General features: G+C 70.1%; 15 protein-coding genes and 2 pseudogenes. 8 read left to right on the plus strand and 9 right to left on the minus strand.

The window, feature by feature from the left end; genetic code table 11:
* The first annotated feature begins 116 nt into the window (after positions 1-116).
* Entirely contained in the window at positions 117-2579 is a 2463-nt protein-coding gene (locus ACZ63H_RS22815) for a beta-glucosidase (protein WP_469867753.1), read from the plus strand.
* 155 nt (positions 2580-2734) lie between these two features.
* On the opposite strand, the gene ACZ63H_RS22820 is transcribed toward ACZ63H_RS22815, so the two are convergent.
* The 4 genes from ACZ63H_RS22820 to ACZ63H_RS22835 are packed head-to-tail and all read right to left on the minus strand — an operon-like array spanning position 2735 to position 7325.
* The gene (locus ACZ63H_RS22820) at positions 2735-4096 is read right to left on the minus strand and encodes a GH1 family beta-glucosidase (RefSeq protein WP_469867755.1); all 1362 of its coding nucleotides are present in this window, start codon (positions 4094-4096) and stop codon (positions 2735-2737) included.
* A gap of 31 nt (positions 4097-4127) precedes the next feature.
* The gene (locus ACZ63H_RS22825; RefSeq protein ID WP_469867757.1) at positions 4128-5009 is read right to left on the minus strand and encodes a carbohydrate ABC transporter permease; all 882 of its coding nucleotides are present in this window, start codon (positions 5007-5009) and stop codon (positions 4128-4130) included.
* A complete protein-coding gene (locus ACZ63H_RS22830) occupies positions 5002-5994 on the minus strand; it encodes a carbohydrate ABC transporter permease (RefSeq protein WP_469867758.1) in 993 nt (330 codons plus the stop codon). The genes ACZ63H_RS22825 and ACZ63H_RS22830 overlap by 8 nt, the downstream gene beginning before the upstream one ends.
* 14 nt (positions 5995-6008) lie before the next feature.
* Positions 6009-7325 carry an ABC transporter substrate-binding protein gene (locus ACZ63H_RS22835; RefSeq protein ID WP_469867760.1) on the minus strand — a complete coding sequence of 439 codons (1317 nt, stop codon included), beginning with the start codon at positions 7323-7325 and terminating at the stop codon, positions 6009-6011.
* A 183-nt stretch (positions 7326-7508) separates the two neighbouring features.
* Here ACZ63H_RS22835 and ACZ63H_RS22840 point away from each other — a divergent pair.
* Positions 7509-8848, plus strand: a pseudogene (locus ACZ63H_RS22840) (ROK family transcriptional regulator).
* Positions 8849-8865: 17 nt separating this feature from the next.
* On the opposite strand, the gene ACZ63H_RS22845 reads toward ACZ63H_RS22840, so the two are convergent.
* Positions 8866-9906, minus strand: coding sequence for a LacI family DNA-binding transcriptional regulator (locus ACZ63H_RS22845; RefSeq protein WP_469867762.1), 1041 nt, complete (start codon positions 9904-9906; stop codon positions 8866-8868).
* A gap of 16 nt (positions 9907-9922) precedes the next feature.
* On the opposite strand from ACZ63H_RS22845, the pseudogene ACZ63H_RS22850 reads away from it, so the two are divergent.
* Together ACZ63H_RS22850 and ACZ63H_RS22855 are read left to right on the plus strand one after the other, a co-directional pair.
* Positions 9923-10204 (plus strand): annotated as a pseudogene (locus tag ACZ63H_RS22850) (helix-turn-helix domain-containing protein); the annotation flags it as partial.
* A gap of 830 nt (positions 10205-11034) precedes the next feature.
* Positions 11035-11568, plus strand: a complete 534-nt coding sequence (locus tag ACZ63H_RS22855; RefSeq protein WP_469867764.1) for a CU044_5270 family protein — start codon at positions 11035-11037, stop codon at positions 11566-11568.
* Between the two features lie 453 nt (positions 11569-12021).
* Here ACZ63H_RS22855 and ACZ63H_RS22860 read toward each other — a convergent pair whose 3' ends face one another.
* The gene (locus tag ACZ63H_RS22860; protein ID WP_469867766.1) at positions 12022-16575 is read right to left on the minus strand and encodes a caspase, EACC1-associated type; all 4554 of its coding nucleotides are present in this window, start codon (positions 16573-16575) and stop codon (positions 12022-12024) included.
* Positions 16576-16579: 4 nt separating this feature from the next.
* On the minus strand, positions 16580-17071 hold the full coding sequence (locus ACZ63H_RS22865; protein WP_469867768.1) for an effector-associated constant component EACC1: 492 nt from the start codon (positions 17069-17071) through the stop codon (positions 16580-16582).
* Between the two features lie 311 nt (positions 17072-17382).
* Between ACZ63H_RS22865 and ACZ63H_RS22870 the strand changes: the two genes are divergently transcribed.
* Positions 17383-18810: a lamin tail domain-containing protein gene (locus ACZ63H_RS22870; RefSeq protein ID WP_469867770.1), complete on the plus strand. Its 1428-nt coding sequence runs from the start codon at positions 17383-17385 to the stop codon at positions 18808-18810.
* Between the two features lie 163 nt (positions 18811-18973).
* On the opposite strand, the gene ACZ63H_RS22875 is transcribed toward ACZ63H_RS22870, so the two are convergent.
* Entirely contained in the window at positions 18974-19615 is a 642-nt protein-coding gene (locus tag ACZ63H_RS22875) for a hypothetical protein (protein ID WP_469867772.1), read from the minus strand.
* 1144 nt (positions 19616-20759) lie between these two features.
* Here ACZ63H_RS22875 and ACZ63H_RS22880 point away from each other — a divergent pair.
* From ACZ63H_RS22880 to ACZ63H_RS22890, 3 genes are all read left to right on the plus strand, one after another.
* Entirely contained in the window at positions 20760-21374 is a 615-nt protein-coding gene (locus tag ACZ63H_RS22880) for a class I SAM-dependent methyltransferase (protein ID WP_469867774.1), read from the plus strand.
* 364 nt (positions 21375-21738) lie between these two features.
* Positions 21739-22275: a hypothetical protein gene (locus ACZ63H_RS22885; protein ID WP_469867776.1), complete on the plus strand. Its 537-nt coding sequence runs from the start codon at positions 21739-21741 to the stop codon at positions 22273-22275.
* A gap of 335 nt (positions 22276-22610) precedes the next feature.
* Positions 22611-23276, plus strand: a complete 666-nt coding sequence (locus tag ACZ63H_RS22890) for a hypothetical protein (protein WP_469867778.1) — start codon at positions 22611-22613, stop codon at positions 23274-23276.
* A 428-nt stretch (positions 23277-23704) separates the two neighbouring features.
* Here the strand turns inward: ACZ63H_RS22890 and ACZ63H_RS22895 are convergent, their stop codons facing one another.
* A complete protein-coding gene (locus tag ACZ63H_RS22895) occupies positions 23705-25072 on the minus strand; it encodes a hypothetical protein (RefSeq protein ID WP_469867780.1) in 1368 nt (455 codons plus the stop codon).
* Positions 25073-25091 lie beyond the last annotated feature (19 nt).

Here is a 25091-nt window from a genome sequence, read left to right on the forward strand (position 1 = left end):
CTGCCCGGACCACCGGGTCCTCCCCGCGGCCCGGCCGGACCCGCCCACCGCGGTTCCGCCCGGGCCTTCGGCCTGCTCGCGGGAGCCGGCCGGCACAGACACACCATGGGGTGGGAATGAACGACGACGTGACCAACGACGTCAGCGACGACATGCTCGACCGGCTGATCGACAAACTGAGTACGGCGCGGAAGGTGCGCCTGCTCACCGGAGCCACGACGTGGCGGACGGCCGCGGACCCGGACATCGGCCTCCGGGAGATGGTCTGCTCCGACGGCCCGGCGGGGGTGCGCGGGGAGAGCTGGGACGAACGGCGCACCTCCGCGCTGCTGCCGTCGGCCTCGGCCCTCGGCGCGCTCTGGGACGACGGTCTGCTGGCGGAACTGGGGCGCCTGCTGGCCGCCGAAGCGGTGCGCAAGGGGGTGGACATCCTCCTCGCGCCCACGCTCAACCTGCACCGGACCCCGCTGAGCGGGCGGCACTTCGAGTGCTTCTCGGAGGACCCGGAACTGACCGGTCGCGCCGCCGCCGCGTTGATCCGGGGCATCCAGGCGCAGGGGGTCGCGGCCACGGCCAAACACTTCGTGGCCAACGACTCCGAGACCGAGCGGCTCACGGTCGATGTCCGGGTGTCCGAGCGGGTGCTGCGCGAGGTGTACCTCGCGCCGTTCGAGGCGGCTGTCGAGGCCGGCGCATGGCTCGTCATGGCCGCCTACAACGCGGTGGGCGGAACGGCCATGACGGCCCATCCCCTGCTCGGCGACGTCCTCAAGGACGAGTGGGGCTTCGACGGCGTCGTCGTCTCCGACTGGGCCGCCGTGCGGACCGTCGAGGAGTCGGCCCGCTCGGCGCTCGACCTCGCGATGCCCGGGCCGCACAGCCCGTGGGAGGCGTCCCTGACGCGTGCGGTGGAAGACGGCCGGGTGCCCGAGAAGACCCTCGACGACAAGGTGCGGCGCCTGCTCCGGCTCGCCCACCGCGTCGGCGCCCTCGCTGCCGGCCCCGCGCGCATGAGACCGGCCGTACGCGCGCGTGACACCCGGGCACTGCTGCGCCGAGCCGTCGCCGCCGGCTCCGTACTGGTCAGCAACGCCGACGAGGTGCTGCCGCTGGACCCGGCCGCGCTCTCGTCCGTCGCCGTGATCGGGGCGCACGCGGCCACGCCCCGGGTCCAGGGGGGCGGCAGTGCGGGTGTCCACCCCTCGGCCGTCGTCACACCCCTCGACGGGATCCGCGGCCGCTTGCGCCGCCGGGGACGAGTGGTCCACGTGCCCGGCCCGTCGCTCGGTCTTCCTCCGGCTCCGGTCGACGCGGACCGGTGCACGGAACCCCGGTCCGGGATGCCGGGGGTCCTGGTGCGGCTGCTGGACGCGCAGGGCCGCGAACTGTGCGCCGAACGGCGTTTGTCCGGGCGCCAGTTGGAGCCCACCCTCGTCCCGGGTGCGCACACCGTGGAGATCAGCGCGCTGCTGCGGCCCGAACGCGCCGGGGAGTGGAGCTTCGGCGTGGGCGGCTTCGGCCGCATGACACTCAGTCTCGACGCACAGGTGCTCCTGGACGACGACTTCCCCTGTCGGACGGACGATCCGGCGGTCGTGCACGTCACCCCGCCCCTGCACACCGTCCGGGCGGCCCTGGTGTCGAAGCGGCCCGTCCACCTCGTGGCACGGCGCGAACTGGCGGCCGGTACCGGCCGGGCCACGATCCTCGCCGCCGCACCGCCCGAGGAGGATCCGGGGACGGCGCTCGCCACGGCGGTCGAAGCCGCCCGGACGGCGGACGCGGCGGTCGTGTTCGTGGGCACCACCGAGCACAGCGAGACCGAAGGCCACGACCGCACCGCTCTGGCCCTCGGCGGCCGGCAGGACGAACTCGTGCGCGCCGTGGCCGCGGCCAACCCGCGCACGGTCGTGGTCGTGAACAGCGGCGGCCCGGTCGAGCTGCCCTGGCGCGAGGAGGTGGGTGCCGTGCTGCTCGGCTGGTTCCCCGGGCAGGAGGCGGGCGCGGGAATCGCCGACGTCCTCTTCGGCCACGCGGAGCCCGGAGGCCGGCTGCCCACCACCTGGGCGGCGTCCCTCGCGGACGCACCCGTCACCGAGACCCGGCCGGCCGGCGGCCGGCTGGACTACGCCGAGGGCCTGCACATCGGGTACCGGGCCTGGCTGCGGGCCGGGCGCACACCCGCGTACTGGTTCGGTCACGGCCTCGGGTACACCACGTGGGACTACGAGAGCATGGGCGCGCCGGCGCAAGTCCCCGCGGGCTTCCCGTTCACGGTCCGGGTGGGGGTGCGCAACACCGGGCCCCGGCCCGGACGCGAGGTGGTCCAGGTCTACCTAGCGCACCCCGACTCCGCCGTGGAGCGACCGGAGCGCTGGTTCGCCGGCTACGCAGCGGTACGAGCGGAACCGGGCGAGACGGTGACCGCCGAGGTGGTCGTTCCCCCCCGTGCCCTGCGGCACTGGTCGGAGGCGGATGGCGCCTGGCGTACGGAGACCGGGACGTACCGGCTCATGGTCGGACGCTCGGCGGGAGATCTGCGGTGGCAGACGCCGCTGACGGTCACCGAAGCACCGTAAAAGCGCCGGCGAAAGCGCCCTGCCTGCCGCGTCGGCTCCCGGCCGGCGCGGTGGGCGCGGCGGCTCCGGAGCGATGGCCCGGGGCTCGGCACAGCAGCGGCCCCGTCCGTCGGACGTTCTCCGACGGACGGGGCCGCAGTGGGTACGGGGACGGATCAGCCGGCGCTGACGCCCTGCCGGTGCGCCCGGACGATCTCCGCGTAGCGCCGCCCGCTCGTCTTGACGGTGCGCTTTTGGGTCTCGTAGTCGACGTGGACGAGGCCGAAGCGCTTGTCGTAGCCGTAGGCCCACTCGAAGTTGTCGAGCAGGGACCAGGCGTAGTACCCGGCGAGCGGGGCACCCTTGCGTGCAGCGCGGGCGCAGGCCGCCAGGTGCTCTTCCAGGTAGCGGGTCCGGTCGGGATCGTCGACGGTACCGTCCGGGCCGACGGTGTCGGGGAACGCGGAGCCGTTCTCGGTGACGTAGAGGCGTCGGATCCCGTAGTCGTCGGTGAGCCGCATCAGCAGGCTCTCCAGGCCGTCGGCGTCGATCTGCCAGTCCATGCCGGTGCGCGGGACGTCGGGCAGCCGGACCTCACGGGCATAGGGGACCGGGCCGGTGGGGTCGTTCTCGACCGTGGCCGGGAAGTAGTAGTTGAGTCCGTGCCAGTCCAGCGGGGTGGCGATGGTCTCGAGGTCGCCCGCGCGCTCGGGGAGTTCGACGCCGTAGAGTTCGCGCATGTCGGTGGGGAAGCCCCGGCCGTAGACCGGGTCGAGCCACCAGCGGTTGGTGTGGCCGTCCATCCGCGTGGCCGCTGCGACGTCCTCCGGGCTCGTGGAGGCGGCGGCGACGGTGGAGTGGTTGGTGACCAGGCCGACCTGTGCGCCGGGGACGGCCGCCCGGATCGCCTGGGTGGCCAGGCCGTGGCCCAGCAGCAGGTGGTAGGAGGCGCGGACGGCGGTGGTCAGGTCGGTCAGGCCGGGTGCCATCCGGCCCTCCAGGTGGCCGATCCAGCCCGAGCACAGCGGCTCGTTCAGCGTGGCCCACTGGGTGACGCGGTCGCCCAGGCGCTCGGCGACGGTGGAGGCGTAGCTTGCGAGGTGTTCGGCGGTGGCGCGTTCGCTCCAGCCGCCCCGGTCCTGGAGGACCTGCGGGAGGTCCCAGTGGTAGACGGTGACGTTCGGGGTGATGCCGGCTTCCAACAGACCGTCGATCAGCCGGTCGTAGAAGGCGAGGCCCTTGGCGTTGACTGGGCCGTCACCGCCCGGCACCACCCGGGGCCAGGCGATGGACAGCCGGTAGGTGTCCACGCCCAGCTCCTTCATCAGGGACACGTCTTCGGGCCAGCGGTGGTAGTGGTCGCAGGCGGTGTCGCCGTGGTCGTCGTTGTCGATCTTCCCGGGGGTGTGCGAGAAGGTGTCCCAGATGGACGGCGAGCGGCCGTCCTCGGCGACGGCCCCCTCGATCTGGTAAGCGGAGGTGGCGGTGCCCCAGGCGAAGTCACGAGGGAAGGCGGCGAGGTCTGTCGAGTCGGACACGGAGAACCTTTCGAGGAGGCAGGGAAGTGTGCTACTTGACCGCGCCCGCGGTGAGTCCGGCGACCAGGTAGCGCTGCAGCAGCAGGAAGCCGGCGACCACGGGCAGGCTGACGACCAGCGAGGCGGCCATGATCTGGTTCCAGTAGACGTCGTTGAGAGTGGAGTAGCCCTGGAGTCCGACGGCGAGGGTGCGGGTGGTGTCGTCGGTCATGACGGAGGCGAAGAGCACTTCGCCCCAGGCGGTCATGAAGGCGTAGACGGCGACCGCGACGATGCCGGGGATCGCGGCCGGCACCACGACGCGGAACAGCGCGCTGAGCGGGCCGCACCCGTCGACCATGGCCGCCTCGTCCAGGTCCCGCGGCACCGAGTCGAAATACCCGATCAGCATCCAGATCGAGAACGGCAGGGTGAAGGTGAGGTACGTCAGGATCAACCCGCCGCGCGAGCCGAACAGGGCGATGCCGGTGGCGTTGCCGATGTTGACGTAGATCAGGAACAGCGGCAGCAGGAACAGGATGCCGGGGAACATCTGCGTGGACAGCACGGTGACCGTGAAGACACGCTTGCCGCGGAAGGAGTAGCGGCTGACCGCGTACGCCGCGAACACCGCGATCACCACCGAACCGACGGTCGCCGATCCCGCCACGATCAGCGAGTTGGCGAAGTACCTCGCCAGCGGGATCGTCGACCAGATGTCGACGTACGGACGCAGGGTCAGCCCGCTGGGCAGCCAGCGGAACTTCCCGGAGACGTCCTGGAGCGGCTTCAGCGAGCTGGACACCATGACGTAGACCGGGACGAGGACGAAGCCGGCCAGCAGGGTGAGGAAGACCCGCCTCGACCAGTGGAAGGAGCGGGGCGAGGCCATCGGGGAACGCGGCGGCCGGGACGTCCGGACGGTGTCAGACATCGGCCGTCTTCTTTCCTCGGGAGGTCAGCAGCAGGTAGACGCCCGTCACCACGAACAGGAACAGGAGCAGCATGACGGACATGGCGGAGCCGGTGCCGAAGTTCCAGGTGATGAACGACGACTGGTAGATGTGGATCGAGATCAGGTCGGCTGCCTCGGGCGCCGACTTGCCGAACAGCACGTACGGCGTGTTGAAGTCGTTGAACGTCCACAGGAACAGCACCAGGACGAGGACCTGGTTGACCGGGCGCAGCGACGGCAGGGTGATGCGGCGGATCTGCTGCCACATGCCGGCCCCGTCCAGCGCGGCGGCCTCGTACAGCTCCTTGGGGATGTTCTGCAGTCCGGCCATCACGATGAGGAAGGCGAACGGCCAGCCCTTCCACACCGAGACGGTCAGCAGGGCGTAGAAGCTGTTGTCGCCGATGAGCCAGAAGGACGGCTTGTCGGTGAGGTGCAGCTGGTCGTGCAGGACGTGGTTCACCAGGCCGTTGTCGTGCTGGAACATGAACACCCAGGTGATGACGGCGGTGTAGACCGGCAGGGCGTAAGGGATGAGAAAGACGGTGCGCAGCAGTCCGCGGCCGCGGAAGGTGTCCTGCATGAAGACCGCGGCGGCGGTGCCGATCAGCCAGCAGAGGGCAACCGAGAGCAGGGTGAAGCCGACGGTGACGAAGAAGGAGTGCAGCAGGGCCTCGCCGACGGGGCCGTTGACGTCGACCGACAGCTTGTAGTTGTCGATGCCGGTCCAGGGCGCGGTGCCCCAGTCGCGGATGTAGAACTGGGTGAGCTCCTTGAAGCTCATCGTGATGCCGATGACCATCGGCACCAGGTGGACGAGGAGTTCGAGGACAAGAGCGGGAAGCAGGAGCAGGTACGGCAGTCCGATGCGCTTGATCCGCCCGGTGCGGCGCGGGCCGCGCGCCGCACCGGGGGAGTTCTCGCGCACCGGCCGCGTGCCCGTCTCGGGGACCGTGGTCGTCATGAGGGTGTCCGCACTCACTTCGTCGGCATCTGCTGCTGGGCCTTGAGGAGCTTGGCCTTCACCGACTCGGTGGTCACCGCGCGGCCGGCCGCCGCCTCAGCGAACAGGTCCTTCACCGCCGTCCCCACGGCCGTCTCGAACTGGGACTCGTCGGCCACCTGCGGCAGCGCCTGCGCACTGGTGGCCAGGGTCTGGCGGAGCACCGCGGTGCCCTGCGAGTTGAACGCCGGGTCCGACTGAGCCGACTTGACCGGCGGGATGGAGCCGTAAGCCTTGTTGAGAATCCTCTGCTCCTCGTCGCTGGTCATGAACTTCGCGAACTTCGCGGCGCCGTCGAGGTTGTGGGTGTTTTTGAAGACGGCCATGTTGATGCCGGCCACCATCGAGTTGACCTGGGTACCGGTGCCCGGTGTCCCGGACTGGACGGGCGCGGGGGCGGCGGCCCAGTCGGAGTCCTTCATGCCCAGCGCCTTGAAGGTGGCGGAGGCGGTCTGCCACAGCACCATTGCCGTCTTGCCCTTGGCGAAGTCGCTCAGGGACTGGTTCTGGGAGTACTCGGCGTTGCTGACCGGGATGACCTTGTCCTTGGCCATCAGGTCCACGTACTGCTTGACCGCCGCGACCACGCCGTCGTTGGTGAAGTCGGGCTTGCCGTCGGCGGTGAAGAAGTCCGCGCCGTGCTGCTTGGCGAGGACGAACACCTGGTGGATGTTCTCGGAGAGGTTGGAGCCTTCCGTGCCGATGGCCTGCATGCCCTTGGCCTGGATCTTCTTGCCGTCGGCGACCAACTCGTCCCACGTGGCAGGCGGCTTGGTGATGCCCGCCTCGGCGAAGACCTTCTTGTTGTAGTAGAGCGCGTACGACATCGAGTACAGCGGGACGGCGGCCGGGTCCTGGCCTTGGACGCCGGTCGAGCCGAGGGCGGAGTCGACGAAACGGTCCCTGCCACCGATCTTGGCGAAGTTCTTCGCGTCCCAAGGCAGCAGCGCACCGGTGGCCTGGAGGGAGGCGCTCCAGGTGTTGCCGATGTTGAGAACGTCCGGACCCTGGCCCGAAGTGGTCGCGGTCAGGATCCGGTTCAGCAGGTCCGCCCAGGGCACCACCTCCAGCTTCACCTTGATGCCCGTCTGCTTCTCGAACTTGTCGAGTTCCGGCTGGAGGACCTTCTTGTCGACCTCAATGCTGGCGCCCTGGTTGGAAGCCCAGTAAGTGAGCGTCTTCGGCGAGTCGTTGGACCCGCCGCCGGTCGAAGAACCGCCGCCGCAGGCCGTGGCCGCCAAGGCGAGAGACAAGGTGACGGCACCTACGGCCGCGGCTCGGATGTTGCGCATGACTCCTGGTGTCCCTTTCCGGGGGTCGAAGCCGTGGAAGCGCCTACGGACGCCGACACCGCGTTCGACTCGATAGGCCCCAAGGCTTAATTTATGACGTGAGTTAAGCCGCATGTGAAGAACGGCGTCAAGAGGTTGGACCCGCCGCGCCTTGCCCAGGGCGTAGGTGAACGAGGAGGCCAGGTGACACAACCCAGTGGTCGTACGGTCTATGACCTGCGGCGGGAGAGCCGGACCGCCGTTTTGCAACGGTTGTATTTCGACGGGCCGATGAGCCGCTACACGCTCACCTCGGCGACCGGGCTGAGTTCCGGATCGATTACCAACGTGGTGGCCGAGTTGATCGCCGACGGCCTGGTCGAAGAGGCCGGCAGCGTCGCCTCCCCTCGCGGGCGTCCACGCATCCTGGTGCGGATCGCGCCTGGCAGTGGCCACCTGATCGGCGTGGACGTCGGGGACAACCGGGTACGAGTGGGGCTGTTCGACCTGTCCCTGACCGAACTCTCCAGCGTGGAGCGCACGTTGATGCGCCAGAACAGTAGCCCCTACGAAGTGGGCGCCATCACGGAAGGCATCAACCATGGTGTCGAGGAGGTGCTGCGAACCTCAGGTGTCGACGGCGAGAACCTGCTCGGCGTCGGTATCGGAGTGCCCGGCATCGTCGACGCCAGCGCCGAAGGCGGCGCCGTCGTGCACGGCCAATCGATCGGCTGGAAGGCAGTGCCCCTGGAGCGTCTCCTGCGCCGAACCGGCCGGCTTCCGGCACACGTGCCGTACTTCATCGACAACAGAGCCAAGACCGCAGGCCAGTCAGAGATGTGGTTCGGCGCCGGCCGCGGCGCGCGCTCCGCCGTGGTGGTGCTCTTCGGCTCCGGCGTCGGCGCCTGCGTGGTCACCGACAACCCGGAGCGCGGCCGGGCCGTCGAGTGGGGCCACCTCACGGTGCAGGTGCGCGGGCGACGCTGCCGCTGCGGCGCGTCCGGTTGCCTGGAGGCGTACGCGGGCGCCGAGGCACTTCTCGCCCGCTGGCGCGAGGCGGGCGGCAGGCCATCGGCGGGCGCCGACGAGGAGAGCGCTCTGACCCAGCTGCTGGCGGCCGCGTATCCGTGGAGCGGGGGCATGTCCGATCCTGTGGCGGCGGCCGTCGTTGCTGAGGCGGCCCAGTACGTCGGTGCGGGCCTGTCCGATTTGATCAACCTCTTTCAGCCCGAACGGATCATCATCGGCGGCTGGGCCGGCCTGCGACTCGGCCCACGGTTCCTCGAAGAGTCGCGCACGCACGCACTCGCGCACGCGCTGCGACACCCCGCCACAGGCGTGGACATCGAACTCAGCCGCCTCGGTCCGAACGCGGTCACCATCGGTGCCGCGACCCAGCCGCTCGCCGACTTCTTCGCCCACGGCGGCCGTCGTGCGGATCCCACATACCGGCGCCGCTCCCGCCCTGGCAGGCGGCCCTGAACCGGCGGAGCCGGATCGGTACCGTGATGCTTTGCTCTGCAGGCGTTCCAACCGCTCGTTGAGGTGCCGGTCCGCTCTTCTACGCGGATTCCCGCACGACGAGCTCGGGATCGAAGAGAACCGACGCCGGCTCGGCGCGCTTCCCCCGAATCTGCTCGTCGAGGATGCGGGCCATTTCCGCGGCCATCTGCTCGACCGGCTGACGAACTGTGGTCAGTGGGGGGCGGCAGGTCAGCGCGATACCGGAGTCGTCGAAGCCGATCACCGCGACATCGTCGGGCACCCGCCTGCCCCGCTCATGCAGCATCTGGCACACGCCCTGTGCCATGAGATCATTGGCAGCGAACACGCCGTCGATATCAGGATATTCGGCGAGCAGCCGCCCCATGGCCGCGGCGCCGCTGTCGAGCGTGAAGCCGCCTTCGACGACCGGCACCCACGAATGTCCATGGCGAGCCATCGTGTCGCGGAAGCCCGCGAGTCGCTCCTTACTCGCGGAAATGGCGAGCGGGCCGGACACGGTGGCCGCTCTGCGGCAGCCGCGCGCCAGGAGATGCTCCGCCGCGAGCCGTCCGCCGTCGCGGTGGTCCAGATCCACGTAGCTCAGCGGCACCGGGCGGGCCGGACGGGCGAACAGCACGGTGGGCAGTCTCGCCTCCGCCAGCAGTGCGGGCAGTGGGTCGTCGGCGTGCGTCGAAACAACGAGCGCGCCGTCGGCCCGGCCCTGCCGCAAGTAGGTGAGCACCTCATGCCGGTCTTCAGGCGACTCCGCGAACATCAGCACCGGGTGCATGGATCGTGGGCTCAGAAAGCCGACAATTCCTGAGACCACCCTTCCGAAGAAGGGATCCGCGAACGCCCGGGCGGCGAAGGCACCTGGGATGTCCTCCGAAGGGTTCCCCGCGCCAGAGACGACGAGCGCGATGGTCTCGGCGCGCCGGGTCACCAGCGACCGCGCGGCCCGGTTGGGCGCGTATCCGGTCCGTTCGATCGCGCGGTACACCAGGTCCTGAATCGCTGGATCCACGTTGCGCACGCCGTTCACGACCCGGGAGACAGTCGCCCGGGAAACGCCTGCTTCCCGCGCGACGTCCTCCAGCGTCGGGGCCCGATTGCTCATGCCCGCACCTTACTGACTGCATGCGGATGGGGGCGGGCTGACTCCTGCGGGACGTCGGCGCCGGGAGACGGTACGGATGCAGGCAGTCGGGCTGTTCGAGCAGAAGATCAAGCCGCCGGAGGTCGCACGGCGCCTGCGGGTGAGCCTGGGATCGGCCTACCAGTGGCATCAGTTGTGGCGGGCGGGCGGTCGTGAGGCTTTGGCCTCGCGTGGCCCGAGCAGGTCGCGGTGTCGTCTGTCGCCGCGTTGCCTGGAGAAGCTCGCCGGGTATCTCGAGCAGGGGCCGGCCGTGCACGGCTGCCCAGCTTCGCCTCGACCAGCCAGCCCCTTTCCACCAGCCGCTTCAGCCGTGCCCTGGCACCTTCGACGCGGGAGGCGGATGCGCTGTCCCAGCCCAGCACCATCGCCGCCCGCCGGGCGCCGAGCCCGTCGCCTCCCGCATCGTCCACGGCGGCCATCAACGCCTGATAGTCCGGCGACAGCTCCTTCACCTCGCTCGCGTGTCGCCGGTGAGGCACCGCCCGGCGCGGTCCGGCCGGCTTCCTCCGCGGCACCTCGCCGGTCATGTCAGCGGGTGCCTCCTCCTCGGCCAGCGCCTCCAGATACTGCTCCAGGCCGATCACCCGGTGGCGGTGCGCCTCCTCGGCGTCCGTCAGAGCCGCCCGCCCGTTCCAACTCGGCTTGGAGTTGGTTCCCCTGCGCGGCTGCGGCCTTCTGCCGCGCTTCCAGGACCGCCCGCATCGACGGCATCCGCCACCCCCCACGACATCTCGACCGGCAACAAGCCGAGGCTGCCGCGACAGCAGCTGCTTAATGTCGGCAACCCGCGGCTGCGGTGGGGCTGGAGCCGGTTTTGGCGAAGGTGGAAAGAGTGCGGTCGAAAGCCAAGCGGCCGGCCGCGCGGGGCTGGCTGGCTGGCTGGCTGGCTGGCTGGCAGAGGAACGGCCGAGGCTGTTCAGCGTGCCCGTCGGGCGAGGCGGCGGCTCATGACCATGCTCATCGCCCACTTGATCACCGCCTCCGAGGTGTCGGTGTCTCGTAGTCGCGGGCCAGTCGGCGTGAGTGCGTCACGAGGGCGTGTTGGGCGGTCCGGTGAAACTGGGCAGGCCCGGTGAGCGCGAGGTCTGGATGACCCAGAAGTCCGGGCCGGTGGTCGACGAGGGCCTGATCCACCAGGACGGCACGTACTTCCCGATCACGGTCGGCGTCCCGGACGGCGAGAAGCCCGTCGGCTCACCGGCGGGCCTCAGCCGCCCGACGTATTCCTGGCTGGCCTCCCTGCCCACCGACCCCGACGTCCTGCTCCGCCGGCTCGCCGCCGAGATCACCGCGGAGCAGGACGCGCGCGACATCCCGGCCGGCGAGCGGAACCCGGACCAGGACGCCTTCGAGGCCATCGGCGGGCTGCTGCGGGAGACCTCGATGCCTCCGCAGAACGCAGCCGCCCTGTACAAGGCCGCGGCGAGGATCCCCGGCGTGAGCGTGGACTCCGACGCGGTGGACGCGGCCGGCCGGCACGGCATCGGCGTGGCCCGCGACGACGAGCGCGCCGGCTGGCGCACCGCCTGGGTCTTCGACGCGAAGACCTTGGAGTACCCGGGCGAGCGGACCTGCCTCACCCGGGACACCTCCCTGGGCCGGAAGGGCACCGTGACACCGTGACGAACAAGTCGGCGGTCCTGGAACGTGCGGTGGTCGGCGCCCTCCGCGAGAAGCCGGGGACGACGGCCTGACGTGATGACCCTGGACCGCATGAAAGATGCTGTACCGGTAAGCGCCGGGGCGGCGCCCTGCCGCCCCGAGGGGGAACCGAGCGGGGCGCCCCTGGCCGTCCCGAACGCGCCCGGCGGGCTGTGCGGCACTCGTGGTCCGGAGCGCCCGCGCCGGTGCCGGCCTGCGATGACCGCCGGTCGTCACCCCTGGCGCAGCCCACCGGGGCGGTCCGGGCGCCGCGCCGGCACGGGAGCAACCGGCCGACGGGAGCGTCCGGTCCGGGGCGCCGCCCCGGCCGCCGGGCCGTCCGGTCCGGCGGGCCCGCCCCAGCCGCCGGAAGCCCGGCAAACCCGTCTCAGCCGCAGGAGGACCCGTGGCTCAGCCGCAGGAGGTGCCCATTCCTCAGCCGCAGGAGGTGCGGTACGCCAACTGCGGGAACAGGGTGTTCCACTGGCTCTCGGGGACGCTCAGCGGATGGGTGCGGCACAGTTCCTCGTAGACGCGGTCGCTCCTGAGGCCGAGCAGGAACGTCCGCTCCTCGCCGTCGGCTTTTGCCACGACCGCCATCCGGGACCTGTTGCCCGGGAGGACCTGCATGTCGGACACGCCCGCCAGACTGGTCTGGGCGGGGCTGCGCCAGCGTCCGTCCGGGCCGGTGTCCCAGATGCGGTACTCCTCGGGGGTGTCGGCCCACTGGCTGCCGCCGCTCATGCCGGTCACGACCTGCTGTCCGTCCGGGGTCACCGTGATGGAGTCCACGGTGCGGTCCAGCCGGAGGGTCTCCTGGCGCTTCGGGTGGCGGATGTCGCCGATGTCCCAGAAGCGAACCGATCCGTCACGCAGTATGGTCGCCAGCCGGCCCCCGGTGACCGGGTAGTACCCGTGTGAGGTGCCGCGCAGCGTACCCCCTTTCCGGGGCCGGTCCGGGTCGCTCGTGTCCCACAGCCGCAGGGTCTCCCCGGTGCTCTCCACGACCAGTGTGTGCGACTCGCGCAGGTAGGCCAGTCCGCCTCCGGTGGCGCCGTCCGGCACCGTGGCGCCCTTGCGCGGGTTGCGGGGATCGGCGAGGTCCCACAGGCGCAGGTCCTGGGAAGTCCCTTTGTCCTCCGTGGTGACGAGGGTTCGGTCGCCGAGGAACCACGGCTGGCCGCGGCCCCTGTCGGTCGGGGCGTCGATCACGGAGCGCCTGACCGGCTCGCGCACGTCGCTCAGGTCCCACACCTCGAGGCGGCGGGTGCCCTCCAGGCCGATGGCGAACAGCGTGCCGTCGGTGCTCACGGCCGTCACCACCTCGTCCGCCGTGAGCGGGATGTCCCTGCCGTGCCTGGGGCGGTCTCCGGCGCCGTCGAAGCCCCAGAAACGGAAGACGTGTCTCCTGGTGCCGTCCTCGTACGAGTGGCCCACCAATACCGGGGGCTTCTTCCTGCCGGGCAGGAAGTACCGTGCCTGCCACGGCTTGGGCACCGTGAAGACCGGACGGGGCCGGGTGGCCGCGCCGACGTCCCACACCCGGTTCGTGTGCGTGTAGTCCTCCTCGTCCTCCTGTCCGAGGAAGTAACGGCCGTCGGGACTGACCGCCTTGGTACCGGGATCGGTGTCCGAGGGCCGGCCGGGGAACGCCGGCGCCGGGGGGCGCTCCGGCCACATGCGCACCGAGCCGCCCATGTCCCCCGCCGCGAAGTACCTGCCGTCGGGACTGTACGCGACGGACTGGACGGGCTCGCCCGCGGGCCGCTCGCCGTCCTCCCCGAAGCTGTCGTAGTAGAGCGAGGACTCCGCCCCCACCTTGCGCAGCAGCATCTTCGGGTGGAAGTCGTCGTTGTCGGCACCGGCGAGGACCTCGCCGTCCTTGCGGAAGGCGAGTGAGGGAATGCCGTCGTCCGAGCCGAGCACGTCCCATTCGCCCTGGTACGACTTCTCCGGTGCGATCCGGCGCAGCCGTCGCCCGTCCTCCACCCGCCACCAGACGATCCTGCCGCCCGCGCCCGCGGCCACGGCCAGGTCCCGGCGCGGGTGTGCGGCGACGGCCATGACGGTGTCGGCCCCGGCGGTGTCGCGCAGCACCGGACGGGCCGGATCGCCGACGTCCCACAGTCTGACCGCGGCGTGCGAGGAGGCTCCGCTTTCCGGACTGCCGTTGCCGGTGAGCAGGTGCCGCCCGTCGCGGGTGAACGCCACCGAGATGAGTTCGACGTTCCCGGCGACGGACTTCTCGTGGCGCAGCCGGGGCCGGTCGGCGTCGGTCATGTCCCACAGCCGCAGCCGCCCCTCGTCGGAGCCGCTCGCCAGGGTCCTGCCGTCGGGGCTGAAGGCGAGGGAGTACGTCGTCCCCTTGCCGGTGCGGCGTTCGGCCCTCTTTCGTGGGTGGCGGGGGTCGGTGGTGTCGAACACCAGGAGGCGGTCGCGTGTCTGGACGGCGAGGAGGTGGGTGCCCGGCTGGAAGGCGAGGACGGCGGCGTCACCCGGCTTGAGACCGGCGCCCTTGCGGGGAACGGTGGGGCGTGTGATGTCCCACAGCTGGACCCGCCCGCCGCGCTGGCTGGTGGCCAGGACGTCGCCGTCGGAGCGGTAGGCGATGTTGAGCACGGGCTGCTCGACACCGTTGCTGAGGTCGACGGGCACGGTCGAGATGTACGAGGAGTAGAGCGCGGACCTGGTGACCGGGGTCCGCGCGGTGCGGTAGGCGGCCAGGCTCAGCCGCAGCGCTGTCTGAGGGTCCTGTTTCCGCATTCCGTCGGCCTGCCGCGCGAGTTGTTCGGCGATCAGCCGGGTCTCCCGCGCCTCGGCGTCGCCCTGGGCGCGGCGGGCGAGCGCGGCCAGGGCCGTCGCCAGCAGGGCCATCGTGACGACGACCGCGACGAAGGCCCGGTACAGCTTCTTGCGGCGGCGTTCGGCGTGCTCGCCGGCCGCGATGAAGTCCCGTTCCACCGGGCGCAGTCCGAGCGCGGCGCCGTCGTCCGCCAGCACCGCCCGCGCGCCGGCGAGGTGGCTGCCCGCGTACAGGCCGCTCACCGGCCGGCCCGCTTCGGCCCAGGCGTCGGCGGCCTGGGCGAGCCGGCGGCGCACCAGCAGGGCGTCGAGGTCGGCGTTGATCCAGCCGCGCAGCCGCGGCCAGCCGTGCAGGAGGGAGTCGTGGCAGAGCTGGGCCACTCCCTCGTCCACGACGACGAGTCGGGCGTCGGCCAGCCGGCCGAGCAGGTCGCCTGCGCCGTCCAGGTCCTCCAGGGGGACCCGGCGCCGTACCGCCCGGCCCTCGGCGTCGACCAGGTGCACCATCCGCAGCAGGAGGGCGCGTAATCGCTCGCGGCCGTCGTCGTCGAGCGCGTCGTGGATGTCCTCGGCGGTCTTCGCCACGGAGGTGCGGATGCCGCCGGACGCCTGGTAGCCGGCGAAGGTCAGCTCGGCGCCGCGCCGCCGGTGCCAGGTCTCCTGGAGGGCGTGGGCGAGGAACGGCAGGGCGATGGCATCACCGGTGCCCACCCGCTCCTGCCGCAGCTCCCGCAGCAGCAGCTCCGGCAGGCCGTCCTCCCAGCGCAGTCCCGCGCTCCGGGCGGGCTGCTCGACGGCGGCCCGCAGCTCGTCGTCGTTCATCACCGGTACGGGGAACTGACCGGCGCCGACGATCCCGGCCAGCCGGGGATCGCGCAGGCACTGGCCGAGGTAGTCGGCCCGCAGTCCCAGGACCACCCGCGGGCCCGTGCCGTCCGCCGGGCCGGTGAGGGCGCGGACGAACAGCCGGCGTTCCTCGCTGTCCCGGCAGTGGGTGAAGATTTCCTCCAGCTGGTCGATCATCAGGACGCGCGGCGCCGTGCGGCGGCCGGCCGGTGCGGTGAACCGCCCGGCGCCCAGGTCGCGTTCCACCTCGCCGGAGGGCCGGCCGACGGCTCGCGCCCAGGCCGCCGTGAGCGTCCGGAAGGGCAGCGCTCCGGGAGCGGGGACCATGAGCACCGGCTTCAGGTCCGTGCTGTCGAGCGCGGCGCCGAGACCGGCCCGCAGCAGCGACGATTTGCCCACGCCCGAGGGCCCGACGAGAACGACGGGGCCGCTGTGGTCCTCCGCGGTGACCCGTTCCAGCAGCCGCCGGGTCAGTTCCTCCCGGCCGAAGAACAGGTGGCGCTGCTCCGGCGGGAACGGCCGCATGCCGGGGTACGGGCAGGGCCCGTCACCGGCCCCCGGCGCCGGTTCCGCCGCCGGGGCGGCGGGCAGGGTGTAGCGCGGGTTGGCGGCCAGGACCAGGTCGCCGAGCCGTCCGACGCTGCCGGCGTGCGGCCGGGCGGGCGAGTCCTCGAAGCGGCGGTCGAGGTGGCGGTGGACGTCGGCCAGGGTGAGCCAGCGCGGCCCGCCGCTCTCGCCCTCCCGGAGCAGTCGCAGCAGTTCGCCGCCGAAGAGGGTGTACCGCTCGCCCTCGGGGGCGAAGGAGGCCGCGTAGTGGGTGGCCGAGGCCAGCAGGAAGCTGCCGTGCGGCCGTACGGACAGGTAAGGGTCCTCGCGGCGACCGCCGGCGGCCTCGGCGAGGCCCGAGAAGCAGCAGTCGAGGATCACCACCGGGCGCACCGGTGCGTCGGCGAGACGGTTCTCGATCTCGGCGTAGGGGACGGCGTGGACGGTGTTGTCGTGGGAGGGGGTCGCGGACGTGGCCAGATACAGCCTCCCGCCCGGGCCCAGGAGCCCGTGGCCGACGAAGCAGAAGACGAGTACCCCGCCCTGGGCCTCGCCGATGGCCTCCTCCAGCGGGCCGAGGATGTCGGCGGACGATCCCGGATCGGTCACCAGCCGTACGTGGCCGGCGGGCATCCCGCAGGCCGAGGTGAGCGTGTCCGCCAGTGCCCGGGCTGTCCGTACGGCGCTCGGCAGGCCGGCGAGCAGTGCCCCCTCGGTGTGCCGGCCGGTGCCGACCAGCAGAGCCCGGCAGTCGCTGCCCGCCAGGTCGCGGGCGTCTCCCCCGTCCGCCGCCATGGTCTCAGACCCGTTCCCCGCTGTTCCCGGCCGGTCCGGCCGCGTCCCGGACCACGGTGGTGTCCCGGACCACGGCGGCGTCCCGGGGCGTGTTCCGCCCGCCCGCGCCGTCCGGTGTCCGCCCGGACGCCTCGACCGTCGCCGCGATGCTCCGGGCCAGGTCACCGGTGGCCTGGGCGGTCAGTCCGCGCACCTTGGTGGCGGAGACGGTGATCTGGGTCTGGTCGGGCAGGGTGATGGTGACGGTCTGGTCGCCGCGCCGGTTCTGGAGCCAGGCCACGACGGCCGCTCCCAGGGCGGCGGTGAGGCCGCCGGGTGCCAGCACCAGGGTCAGCAGTTCCCCGGACGCGCCCATGGTCCCGGGCTGCGGCGCGGCTGCCGGCTGCCGGACGAGGCGGCCGCGCAGCTCCGGCTGGCGCTGCAACCACCGGTGCAGCTCGCCGGTGGCCGCGGCCTTCCCGCCGTCCGGACCGGTCGAGGACACAGTGACTTCCACTTGGCCTCCGTCGCGGGAGCGGCTGCTGAGCCAGCCGACAGTACCAACGGCGACGCCGTTCGGTAAGGCCCGCGTTCGGCCAAGTGCCGGCGGCACTGCGCGGGACGGCAAGGGCTGCACTCCGCTGCCGGAACCGGCCGTGGCAAAGACCGAAATGCAGGCACCGATGCGGGGCACGGGCTTGCAGCCCGGCAGTGACACCTCTTCGCCGACCGTTCGCACGCTGTCCTCCTGGGTGGAGGAGTCCCGTTGGGCGCGGGGCGAGAGCGTCGGCCCGGCCGCTTGCCCCGACATCCCCAGGATGGATACCAGTGACCGCATCGCCCGCCCGCCGTCGGCGTCGTGCTCTTTCCCGTCTCCTTGTCGCCGCGCCGCTGCTGGCCGCAGGGGCGCTGACCGGTGTCCCCGCGGCGCACGCGGCCGCAGCGGACGATGTCCGCGTCAACGAAGTCGTCACCACCGGTGACGTCAACGATTCGATCGAGCTGTACAACAAGGGCACCGCCACGGTCGACATCTCGGGCTGGGTCCTCAAGGACGACGACAACAGCCACTCCTACAAGATCTCTTCCGGGACCACGCTGGCTCCGGGCGGATTCCGGGCCTTCGACGTCAGCGGCACGTTCGGTCTGGGCTTCGATGACGAAGCCCGTCTCTACCTCGCCGACGGCAAGACCCTGGTCGACAGCTTCGCCTGGAGCAATCACTCCGATCCGTCCTGGTCACGCTGTGCGGATGGCACGGGCTCGTTCAAGCAGGTGGCCACGGTCACCCTGGGCGGCGCCAACAGCTGCGGCACCGGTGGCGGGGGCTCGACGGCGCCGGTGGCGTGGCCCGGTGGCAGCAGCGTGGCGACCGCGGACGGCTCCAACGTGTTCGGCCAGGACCTCAGCGGTCTCTACCAGGAGGGCGACGTCCTGTGGGGCGCGCAGAACAGCGGCAAGCTGTGGCGCCTGGTCCGTGACGGATCCGGCGGTTGGAAGCCCGACACCGCCAACGGCTGGTCTGCCGGCAAGACCCTGCGCTTCACCGGCGGCTCCGGAAGCCCTGACAGCGAGGGCGTCACCCTGACCGGTGCCGGCTCGGCCGGCGGGGCGTTCGTCGCCAGCGAGCGCAACGGCGACGCCTCCGGCACCAGCCGGCTGTCGGTACTGAAGTACGACGTCAGCGGGACCGGTTCGTCGCTGACCGCCGCCAGGGAGTGGCAGCTCACCTCCGACCTGCCCTCGACCGGCTCCAACCTCGGCTTCGAAGGGATCACCTGGATCCCGGACACCGCGCTGACCGGCTCCGGGTTCAAGGACGCCAGCACGGGCGCCGCCTACGACCCGGCCCGCTACGGCAGCCACAGCGGCGGCGTGTTCTTCGTCGGCGTCGAGGGCACCGGCATGATCTACGGCTACGTCCTGGCCGACTCCGGAACGTACACCCGCGTCGCCTCGTTCAGCAGCGGCATGCCCGGTGTGATGGAACTGCAGTGGGAAGCGCAGGCGTCACGCCTGTGGGCGGTGTGCGACGACACCTGCGACGGCCGGCACCGCACCCTGAAGATCAACGCAAGCGGCGCCTTCGCCACCACGTCCGTCTACAACCGGCCCAGCGGCATGCCGAACTACAACAACGAAGGCTTCTCCCTGGCCGGCACCGACGAGTGCGTGGCCGGCTCCAAGCCCGTCTACTGGTCCGACGACACCAACGACGGCGGCCACGCCCTGCGCCGCGGCACCATCACCTGCTGACCCGGCCCGAAGGCCGAAGGCAACTCGGCCAGCGCCCAGGAGACCCCGCGTAGAGAAGAAAAGCCCCGGACCAGGTCAGTCCGGGGCTTTCCTCGAACCAAAGACGGCTTGCGGATGCCCCAGCAGCTTCTCAAGTACCGGTTCCGAATCAGTGCAGTTGCGGTCAGGGGACGGTGCACATCACCGAGGCGAAGAGGGTGTGCGGGTCGAAGCCCGTGTTCTTGGCCCACACCGTCCAGCCAGTCGCCGTCGGGGCCGAGGTGGTCAGCAGGACGTCGAGACTGCCCAATCCGCCACCGCTGAGCGGCACCTGCCCGGCCGGGCACTCCGCGGTGGCCGTTCCCACCTCCCCGGGCGCCAGTTTGGCGGTGGTGCCGGCCTTCCAGACGGGCTCCGTGTCGGAGCAGACGACGAACGTCCGCAGGTACGAGAGAGGGGCATCCGGGCTGTAGTCCGTGTACTTCGCCATCGCCGACCACGATCTGATGTCGGGGGAGTCCGAGCTGCTGACGAACGTGCGGCTGCCGGCCTGGAACCCGCCGCCGACCGCGTAGCGGGTATTGCCACAGCTTGCGGCGCTGTACACGCTCTCCCCCGGCTGGAGGGGCACGTCCGCCTCGGCCCGCTGGGTGATGCTGCTGTCTGTCGTGCAGATCACTCGGGGATGGACCGTCTGCACCTCGTCGCTGGCGTTGTAGGCCTGTACCACCCAGCGGTTGGCGTCCGCGTCCGGGGCCGATTTCCGGAAGAAGACCGCGCTCCGGAGGTCGCTCTCGACCGTCGCGCCTCCCCCGGTGGGTTTCATCCCCTGCGGGCAGTACGCCGCCGCCGTTCCTACCCTGTCGGGGTACAGGATGAGAGGATGCCCCGGTTCCTGGTCCACGGTCTTGGTCGCCGGTGCCGGTCGGTCGGCCGCCCGTGCGTCCGTGGCGGAGAGGGCGCCCGGCACGGACAGTGGAAGGGCTACGGCAAGGAACGTACTGAGCGTCGGTGCGGTACTCCGAAAACGCCTCACTCCGGCCTCCTCGTGGCGCGGTCGTACGGTCGGAGGAGAACGTTCCCCTACGCCGTGACCGGGTGCCCCCGAGCGACCAGTAATCGCCCGGACGGGCTCTGAGGCGGCCCTGCCCTCGGCATCTACTTGCACAGCAAGCCTTTCGAAATCCACGGTATGTGACTATCGAAGGCCTTGCACCAAGCGGACCAACCTCCCTATTTATACTAATTGGCCTGCTAGCTGCATGCCTGTTGATCTCAGCTCCGCGTCTCGGGGCGTATACACCGATCCGCTTGGTCACCCACCAACGTGCCGAGGGAGCCGTCGCGCCACTCCGACCCACTCACCGGCAGCGGTCCGGATGACCGCGTCGAAGCTCGGTTCACCACACTGGGGACGCAACAGCAAGGGCCAGTCGATCGCGTGGGTGGACAGCGCACACGACGACTGGTGGGCGGCAGCGGTGAGAACGGGCGACAGGCCCCTGGGCGCACCAGCGGCCCGGGGCCTGCCGCTGTCCAGGGACAGCGGCACCTCTCCCAAGCCCTACACGCACTGGGGTGCGATGCTCGGGGCGTGTCGGCCCTGGGATCTCGAACTGCTCCCCCGGCGGCTGCGTACCGGCGCCGGCCCCGCCCGTATCCCGGCGGTTACTGACCTTGAATGCGTCTGCTTGAAGAACCAGCGGGCCGCCGCCCGCAAGGGCGGGCGCGGTGCCGGCCGTCGAGGTCTCCTCCTCGGAGCCGCCCACCCCGCAGCCCGCGCCACCGGCGGCTCCGGCGAAGCGGCGGGTGCGGGAGCATCACGAGGAGTGTGACAAGGAGCTGTACGAGGGCGGAAACTGCACCTGCTGGTCCATCGAACGGTTCGGGCGCGATCACGACTCCCCATGGGGACGGCGACTTCGTCGGTGTGCACTCGGCAGGCCATGACCGGCCCCTACGATGATCCGATGCGCCAGCCCGCCGCAGATCCGTACTGGAACACCAACGTTGCCCGGCACCCGGGCATCCTCCGGGCCGTTCCCGAGGGATGCGGCGCTGCTCTGGACGTCGGTTGCGGGGACGGACTGCTGGCACGGAAGCTCGCTTGGCGGGCGAAACACGTCACCGGGATCGACAAGTCGCCGGACATGATCGCCTGCGCACGCGAGTCTGCTGTCGGCCCGCCGTGGCCTACCTTCATCGAGGGTGACTTCCTCACTTCGGAACTTCCCCGTGTGGAGTACGACTTCGTCTGCTCGGTGACCACGATCCATCACATGGACTTCGAGGCGGCCCTCGTCCGCATGCGTGAGCTGCTGCGGCCTGGCGGCACGCTGGTGGTGGTCGGTCTGGCCCGCGAGGCGAGCGTGACGGAGTGGGCGGCGTTGATCGCGGCTGCCCCCATCGTTCGGCTCACGAAGGTGCTGCGTCGCGCGCGTGGCCCGCAGGGCATGCCGGTCGCCGACCCGCAGATGAGTTATAGGCAGGTGCGGGCTGCTGCCCGGCGGCTGCTGCCCGGCGTGCGCTACCGCCGCCATGTGCTGCGCCGGTACTCGCTGACTTGGGAGAAACCCGCCCGCTGAGCTGACACCGGAGGCGGTATCAGAGACCGGCCGCGCCATCCGCAGTTCGTGAACGTCGCCGGCAGCACGGCACAGCTCGACGAGTACGACGTCCGGCACAACCTGTGCCGCCACGCCCAAGCCCTCCGAGGGGCCCGTCGTACCGTGCTCGGCGGACAGCCTCTCGCCCCTGCCTGACCACTTTCACGGAGGCCGGAGTCCGCCGTCCATCACCTGCTGGAGCTAACCAATGCCGCGCCGAGCTCGCAGCCCCTGACCCGAACGTGCCTGCCGGCCAAACGCCCTTGCCGCCGCCCCCGCAGGGAACTGGAGGAGGACTCTTGCAAGCCCAGCTCCCTCGATCACTCGTGGGAGAGGCCGGTCGATGCCAAGCATCTGTCCGTTACGCGGCGAGGGTGTGGAGGCTGGGCAGGTCATCCTGCCGGACCTCCGGATCGCGGCGACCGCACGCCCCGAACTTTGTGCCCAAACCCTCCGCCTGATCACCGAGATCGGCCGGTGTCAGCACATGGGGGACGGATCACGGGAAGGCCTTCTCCAGGTCGCCGAGGAGCCGCTGATGATCGAAGACAGCACGATGTGCCCGGTGGACTGGACGATCCAGGCCGCCCAACGGTCGTCGTCCGTGGCTTGGCCTTTCGGTCCATCCCGTCAGGCCATCACGGACGACCTGCACCTTCTCCTCCGGCTTCTCTCCGACCCCGACCCTCGCGTCCGGCGACGCCGAAGCTGCCGACAGGGCCTTGCGGCAGCTCTGGACGACAGCTCGGTCTCGTCGTCGGTGATCTTGTCCTCCAGCGCGCTTTCTTCATGCCCGACGCCGGGGCTGCCGGCCCAACCACCCGTCAGGTTGAAAAGGGCTCAGCACGTCACCGACTGGGTTGCGGACACGACCCGTTGACAACTGAGCCTTGATACCGCGGAACAGGCGGCGCTCATCGACGTCCTCGGCCGCTGCCCCAACGTGCCCGTCACCGTGACTCCGGCCATCTGACTCTTTCGGCTACGCAGCAGCGCCCAGGGATGCTCCGCGTCCCGCACCGCCGTGTTTCCCGCGGCGCGTCGGCTCCGTCGGAAGGCGCCGCAGCGGGACGGCCGCCGCGACCTCCGGGATCCACCGCCTGAACGAAAGGACCATAAGGGCAGTTTTCTAATCTTGGCTGGATCGCGCTCTACCTGGTACAGAGGAAAGTAACCGATCCTGGCAACCAGCAAGTCTCATGAAAGGAGACACGAGTGAAGAGACGAGTGAAAGCCCTCCTGTCCGCACTGGCCGTCTTGGCATTCTCCGGAATCCCTTCTTTGGCGCATGCGCAGGAGGCAGCCAGACAGCCCGAGAGCGCGAAGACGGTCCTGATCACACAGCCCGCAGCGGATGACCGGCGACAACCTCTCGGTAACAGTATGGGCTCGACCATGCAGAGCCCACCCGAGAGCCCTCTGGCGGCCGATGGTGATTACATCTGCTACAGGGCCCATGTACGCAACGTCGGCTGGCAGAGCGGTCTGTGCAGTTTTATGACTGGGTTCGCAGGACTGGAAAATGCCAACGCGACCATAGAAGCGGTCGAGTTCTGGGTGTCCTCAGGCAGCATAAACCGAACTTTCTGCATGCGCGGACACTTCGCCGATATCGGATGGGAGCAAGAAAAATGCTCCTATTACAACGCCCGCACCGGGTACAGCAATAAGGAAATCATCGGACAGGCAGGGGTCGCCCACCAAGCACTGCAGGCCATCGAGGTCTCCTCACCCGAGCGTCCCTACATTGGCGGCGCACACATACAGAACTACGGATGGCGAGACCTGAGCCGTCAGTGGATCGAGAACGGGCGCTATCGGCTGCTCCTCGGCACCGTCGGACAAAATCTTCGCCTAGAGGCTTTCTGGATCAACTATTAAGACCGTGTCCTATGTGGTGAGGCGGATGAGACGCTTGTAGCAGCACAGGGTCGCGGCGAGGCCGAGAATCGCGCAGTTGCGGACGCTGGTCTTCACCGAAGCCGGCGCCGTGGCGGCGGGTTCGGTCGGGACACGGCAGGCCCCTTCAAACGCTGCGTCGCGCGCGAGATCTAGCAGACGATCATTTCTCCGACCGAGCACGCCTGAGCCAAGATCAGCCGGTTGACGTCCATAGGGGCATCAAACTCACCGTCCACTACGAAGCGACCGTGCTGGTCGCAGACATCAACGAGCGTCTGCGACCAGCACTTCCACAACAGACCCTCTTCACACCACTACGGGACCGCGATTGTGGACCGGGGGCCTCAAGGACGGCAGCGTCAAGGTACCGCAAGGCGGAACTCCGCTACGCCGCCACCAGGTCCGGCTCACCCGGAGAGGTTGTCAGGCCAGTCGAGTTCCCAGTTGAAGCGGCCCTTAGCCTGGGAGCCTTCGTTGTTGTTTCGCGCGTTGAACAGCCACATCTCCCGGTCCTCGGTGAGGAGGTAGCTGCAAAGCGGGCTGTGGTTCTTCAGCTGGAGGCAGGCTCGCGCCTGGCCGCTCAGTTTTGATTCCCAGAGGCGGGCCGTCTTCTCCGGGGCCGCAGGGGTGAAGGCCCGCCGCCTTCCCGACTCCAGGTCGAAGACGGTCGCGTCCTTCGCGGCCCGCGTGGTCCAGTAGTCATAGACGAAGCGGCTGCTTCCGCCGTAGTACGTGGAGAGGTTCTCCTCCTTCGGGTCCGTGTCGAACGGCTTGCAGATCTTGCTCCCCTTGACGAGATAGCAGGTTCCGCCGATATTGGCGGCGCTGTCGACACCATCGGCGAACACCGTGCCGCTCAATTTGGGGAAGTGCTCGGTGATCTTTTTCAGTACCGGCGTCTTCGTCGGATCCGGCCTGCCGCTCGCGTAGAACGAGGCGTCGTCGGTGAGGAGCATCGCGTACGCGCCGAGGAACACATACCACTGAAACGGAGTGGTGTTGGGTCGCACCGGGGCGAGGACGGCGTCGGGAATGGGATATGCGTAGGGGACACCGTGCCAGTACCTGCGGATGAGCTGCGGCCCCGCGGTGAGCTTCTCCTGTTTGATGTCGCAGGTGACGTACTTGTCGCCGACGAAGAAGTATCCGGTGTCCGTGCCGGGAAGGCGGACGGCGGCGTCGATGCCTTTGGCCAGTTCCGGGACGATCTGCCCGTTCAGCTTCCACTTGGTGCTGACGTTCGCGGCCTTGCCGACGCTGAAGCTGGTGTTCTCGTAGGTGATCCGTACGCACTGTGCGCCCTTGAAGAGCCAGGCCGTCTTCCTGGTACCGCCCTCGGTGCCGCCCATGGCGGCAGTAAGACCCTGCTTGAAGGCGGGCGGGAGCGCCGGGATCATGTCACCGATACCGGCCACGTTCTTCGTCACCTCGTCGGATTCCCAATTGAACTGCATGATCCGGTCGCCGGAGGTGGCCCAGCAGATGGAGGACGACTTGTCATAGTCCGGGAAGACGGTGTCCACCTGCCTGTCGAACGGCGACGGAAGCTTCTTGTACACCCCCAGGGACTCGGCCAGGGTACGGTGGCAGGAGAAAGCGAGGTGGATCTTTTGCCAGGTGATGTGCCCGTTGTTCGGGTCGACGGTGGCGACGCCCACCGTGCCTTTCTGCACGAGGACCAGGGCGTTGCTTCGGACGTCGAATCCTTCCCCCGTAATCTTGGGGACCCGCATCTTCTTGATGTTGTAAGCGTGGTTGATCCCGTGGACCGCCATGGTGCTGCTCCTTCTCGTC

This window comes from Streptomyces sp. NPDC104831 (assembly GCF_055583025.1).

What these genes read in the sequence shown, in the direction of transcription:
- ACZ63H_RS22815 (WP_469867753.1), top strand. Translation starts at nt 117, where the DNA reads ATGAACGACGACGTGACCAACGACGTCAGCGACGACATGCTCGACCGG.
- ACZ63H_RS22825 (WP_469867757.1), bottom strand. Translation starts at nt 5,009, where the DNA reads ATGTCTGACACCGTCCGGACGTCCCGGCCGCCGCGTTCCCCGATGGCC.
- ACZ63H_RS22830 (WP_469867758.1), bottom strand. Translation starts at nt 5,994, where the DNA reads ATGACGACCACGGTCCCCGAGACGGGCACGCGGCCGGTGCGCGAGAAC.
- ACZ63H_RS22835 (WP_469867760.1), bottom strand. Translation starts at nt 7,325, where the DNA reads ATGCGCAACATCCGAGCCGCGGCCGTAGGTGCCGTCACCTTGTCTCTC.
- ACZ63H_RS22845 (WP_469867762.1), bottom strand. Translation starts at nt 9,906, where the DNA reads ATGAGCAATCGGGCCCCGACGCTGGAGGACGTCGCGCGGGAAGCAGGC.
- ACZ63H_RS22855 (WP_469867764.1), top strand. Translation starts at nt 11,035, where the DNA reads ATGACCCAGAAGTCCGGGCCGGTGGTCGACGAGGGCCTGATCCACCAG.
- ACZ63H_RS22860 (WP_469867766.1), bottom strand. Translation starts at nt 16,575, where the DNA reads ATGGCGGCGGACGGGGGAGACGCCCGCGACCTGGCGGGCAGCGACTGC.
- ACZ63H_RS22875 (WP_469867772.1), bottom strand. Translation starts at nt 19,615, where the DNA reads ATGAAACCCACCGGGGGAGGCGCGACGGTCGAGAGCGACCTCCGGAGC.
- ACZ63H_RS22880 (WP_469867774.1), top strand. Translation starts at nt 20,760, where the DNA reads ATGCGCCAGCCCGCCGCAGATCCGTACTGGAACACCAACGTTGCCCGG.
- ACZ63H_RS22885 (WP_469867776.1), top strand. Translation starts at nt 21,739, where the DNA reads ATGCCAAGCATCTGTCCGTTACGCGGCGAGGGTGTGGAGGCTGGGCAG.
- ACZ63H_RS22895 (WP_469867780.1), bottom strand. Translation starts at nt 25,072, where the DNA reads ATGGCGGTCCACGGGATCAACCACGCTTACAACATCAAGAAGATGCGG.